Source organism: Terriglobia bacterium, assembly GCA_020073185.1.
Taxonomy (GTDB): Bacteria; Acidobacteriota; Terriglobia; order Terriglobales; family Acidobacteriaceae; genus JAIQGF01.
The window spans coordinates 1-3,829 of the sequence record JAIQFT010000121.1 but is presented as its reverse complement, the minus strand read 5'-3'; the positions used below and the strand labels follow the sequence as shown (position 1 = coordinate 3,829).

General features: G+C 59.6%; 5 protein-coding genes. All 5 read right to left on the bottom strand.

The window, feature by feature from the left end; genetic code table 11:
• Window positions 1-802 (bottom strand): alpha/beta hydrolase (locus LAN64_20680; protein MBZ5570242.1); only part of this gene is annotated, 802 nt, incomplete at its 3' end.
• A 53-nt stretch (window positions 803-855) separates the two neighbouring features.
• Window positions 856-1,245, bottom strand: coding sequence for a cupin domain-containing protein (locus tag LAN64_20675; GenBank protein MBZ5570241.1), 390 nt, complete (start codon window positions 1,243-1,245; stop codon window positions 856-858).
• Between the two features lie 263 nt (window positions 1,246-1,508).
• Window positions 1,509-2,162, bottom strand: coding sequence for an SDR family oxidoreductase (locus tag LAN64_20670; protein MBZ5570240.1), 654 nt, complete (start codon window positions 2,160-2,162; stop codon window positions 1,509-1,511).
• 198 nt (window positions 2,163-2,360) lie between these two features.
• Window positions 2,361-3,473, bottom strand: a complete 1,113-nt coding sequence (locus LAN64_20665; protein MBZ5570239.1) for an ABC transporter permease — start codon at window positions 3,471-3,473, stop codon at window positions 2,361-2,363.
• The coding region (locus LAN64_20660; GenBank protein MBZ5570238.1) for a DUF4162 domain-containing protein at window positions 3,470-3,829 on the bottom strand (360 nt) is incomplete at its 5' end. The genes LAN64_20665 and LAN64_20660, both read right to left, overlap by 4 nt.

The following is a 3,829-nucleotide window of genomic DNA, read 5'->3' as shown; positions in this document are numbered from 1 at the left end:
ACAGGTCGGCGTTGACTTGATCCGCATGCGTGGCGGTGAGGCCGTGAGGCAAGCCCGGATAATAGATTTCCTTCGCCCCCTTGATGAGCCTGGCCGATTTCTTCGCTGAATCCTTGACCGGCACGATCTGGTCGTCCTCGCCGTGCATGACCAGCGTGGGCACATCGAATTTCTTGAGGTCCTCGGTGAAGTCGGTCTCGGAAAATGCCTTGATGCTGTCGTAGGCGTTCTTGAGGCCGGCCTGCATGCTCCACAGCCAGAACTGGTCCAGCGTTCCCTGTGAGACCTTCGCACCCGGCCGATTGGCGCCGTAGAACATTACGGCAAGATCTTTGTAGAACTGCGAACGGTCCTTGGTGAGGCTGCTGCGCAATCCGTCAAACACTTCCATCGGGAGCCCCTCGGGGTTGGCATCGGACTTCACCATGATCGGGGGCACAGCAGCGATCAGGACGGCCGCGGCAACACGCTTTGTGCCGTGGCGTCCGATGTAACGTGCAACTTCGCCTCCGCCCGTGGAGTGACCCGCCAGGGTGACTTCCTTGAGATCAAGCGCCTCAATGACGGCTGCCAGATCGTCGGCGTACCCATTCATGTCGTTCCCGGACCAGGCTTGGCTCGACCGGCCGTGGCCGCGCCGGTCGTGCGCAACCACGCGGAAGCCATTCTGGGCGAGGAAGAGCAGTTGGCCGTCCCATGCATCGGAACTCAGCGGCCATCCATGCGACAACGTGACGACCGGGCCCTTGCCCCAGTCTTTGTAGTAGATCGTCGTGCCATCTTTTCCCGTAATCGTGCTCATATGAATTTTCTCCTTAAGTTTGTGCGAGCAGAACCACTCGCAGTTTCTGGCTTTTACTTGGCAGGTACGAGCACCGGAGCGCCTTTGTTTTTCACAAGAAACACGAGGAATTTCGCCGGTTTGGTTTGGCTTGCGTTCCGCCCAACGACATGGACATCATCCGGGCCTTCGTAGAAGGTCTGACCAGGTGTCAGAGTCGTTTCCTTTCCGCCTCTCACCTGCATCACGATCGAACCTTCCAGCACATAAACGAACGCCTGTGCATTGTGGCGATGTATGGGGTCCGAACTGCCCGGCGGATATTCCACGGTGATCATCAAACCTTCTTTGCCTGGAAGCTCTTTCAGGTCTTTCGACATGAGCTGCGTTACCTTAGCCTCCTGTGCTACCAGCGCGCCGGACATGAGACATGCCAGCGCCAAAATTAGTTTTGGGAATGTCATAAATTAACCTTTCGCTTGGGTCGACGCCATTTCAATGCTTCGTGTGTATTGGTTGGTACTTCTCCGTCAGGCGTAGTGCCGCACGAGTTCCTGGTCGGCACACAGCCAATCTTCGATGTCGTGGCCGTCCTGCCGGCCACGTGGATTCGTACAGACTGAAGGCGAGTTGGGCAATCTCGTCGTGTGTAGGTGACGTTCGACGGCCAGTGTACTTTCCTATGCCCCGCTCACCGGGGGTGGCCGCTGCGACCACCCCTGCGGCTTCACGCGGCGTCAGTCTGAGGATGCGCACTCGGAATCTGTGCTGCGGACTGAGTCAGCCAGGTTTCGAAACGCGTCTCGCCGAGTCGTGCGTTATCGCCTGGAACCAGTGTTTTCTCGCTGATTTTGGCCCCAGAGTAACGCGCGTTTGGATCAGCGATGACTTCGCGAGGATCTTTGAGCAAGGCCAAGCGCCGCCGGACTAGTTCATCCAGGCGAAACTGTTCCGGCCCCCCTATTTCCTTGAGGAACTCGAAGAACTGGGTCGCTTGCACGATCGAATAAGGAATCGATGAGGCTTTGATCAGTTTCTCCTGAGCGATCTTGGCGCGGAAGAAACCGCTTTCGGACAGCCGCTCGGTGCCTACGACCGACAACGCTACGTGATGTCCGACGCCTGCCGCCGCTCCATAGGTGAGGAGGTTACGGGTTGATGTTTCGAAAAACTTCAGCACTGCTGCGTCCTCCCAGGAGGGAGAGTTCGTAACGTCAACCGCTACCGAAGCACCTTTCAGCACTTCGGCAAGCCCCTCGCCCGTAACGCTGTTGACGCCCGAATTGGGTGATGCCGCTATCGCCTCGTGTCCGTGCTCACGAAGCTTGTTGACGAGTTTTGAGCCAATGAGTCCAGTGCCGCCGATCACCACGATTTTCATAAGTGTCTCCTTCATTTTCGGCCGGCGCATTGCGCATCTATCTGCCGGAGGGTCTAGATTCGAGATTCCGTTGATGCTCGATGCGTGATGGGTTCGGAAGGTTGCCCCCGTGCGTATGTTGTTGACCTTGCATTGATGGAGGGGGAGGGGGTCTGCAACAGCAGCCGACCAGAGTTATTACCAAATCGGTAAATGCAGTTACAGCGTTCGCTTAAACAACGGAGTCGCAATCGAGATCATGACCGCCGCAATGATCGTCAGGAACAGCAGGTCGTGCCAGATCGCCGTGAATCCCGCCTCCTTCAGCAGCAACGCCTTGAAGGCATGGACCGCGTAGGAAAACGGGTCGGCAATGGCGATCGCCTGCAGCCACTTGGGAAACGCGTTGATGGGATAAATCGCGCCGCTGGGGAAAAACAGGAGCGTATTCAAAACCCCGAAGGTCGCGCGCGGCACCAGCGGATCCTCGACCCGCACCATGAACAGGAACATCATGGTATTGAACGCCAGCGAGGTCACCAGGATGGTGAGCGCCAGCAGGACCGCCGTCTGGGCATGAAAGGTCGCGCTGACGCCGGCAATCAGCGATCCGACCACCGTGATCACCACGCCCGAGGCAATCGCCTTGATCGCGCCCGCCGTGTTCAGCCCCAGGATCAGCTCCAGCTTCGTGATCGGCGTCACCAGGTAGCCCTCGTGTACCCCGCGCGCCTTGTCGTCGATGTACAGCATGCCGCCGCCGATCATCACCGAGACGAACATCGCCAGCGTAATCGAGCCCGGCAGCAGGTATTTCATGTACTCGATGTAGGGATAGAGTTCCACCACCTGGAGCGCGACGTTTTGCACCACCCGGGGCTGGACATCGGGCGTGTTCAGCGCCTCTGTCAGCTCCGCCAGTTTCTGCTCCAGCGACGAGCTCACGAAGTTGTCGCTGTTGTCCACCACCAGCGCGATGCGGGGCTGCTCTTGCTCGTAGACACGCCGCGAATACTGCGGCGGGATGATGAGCGCGGCATCGATCTTGCCGTTCTTCACGTCCGCGGTCGCCCGTTTTTCGTCGTCGTAGTACACCGGCACGAAGGTGCGGACGTTGGCGGCCACGGAATTAAACGCTTCCCTGATTTTCAGCGCCTGCACGCCCCCATCCTGGTCCACCACTCCCAGGCGCGCGTCGCGGATCTTGCCGCCGAACGCGCTGCCCAAAACGATGAGCTGGATCAGGGGAAATACCAGCGAGACCAGCATCAGGGCCGGGGAGCGCAGAAACTTGCGCAGCTCGCGTTCCACGATCGCCCACATCCGGTTCATGCCCGCTCTCCCGGCCGCGCCGGCATGACGAACGCGTAGGCCTTCACTTGCTCGTCGCGCAACTGCCGCCCGGTGTAATGCACGAAGACATCGTCCAGCGTGGTGCTCTGCACGGCCAGCGACTTGATCTCGACCCCAGCCGACAGCGCGCATTCCACCAGCGCGGTGACCGCGGCTGCGCCCGCCGAGAGGATGCGGTACATGCCCGCGCCCTCCGCCTGCACCGAGTTGACCTTGGGCAGCGCTTGCAGCGTGCGCTCCCAGTCCGGCGGCGCGTGCACGAATTGCGCTTCGATCACGTTTTCGGCCGGCACGCTCGCTTTCAGTTTCAGCGGCGTGTCCAGCGCCACCAGCTT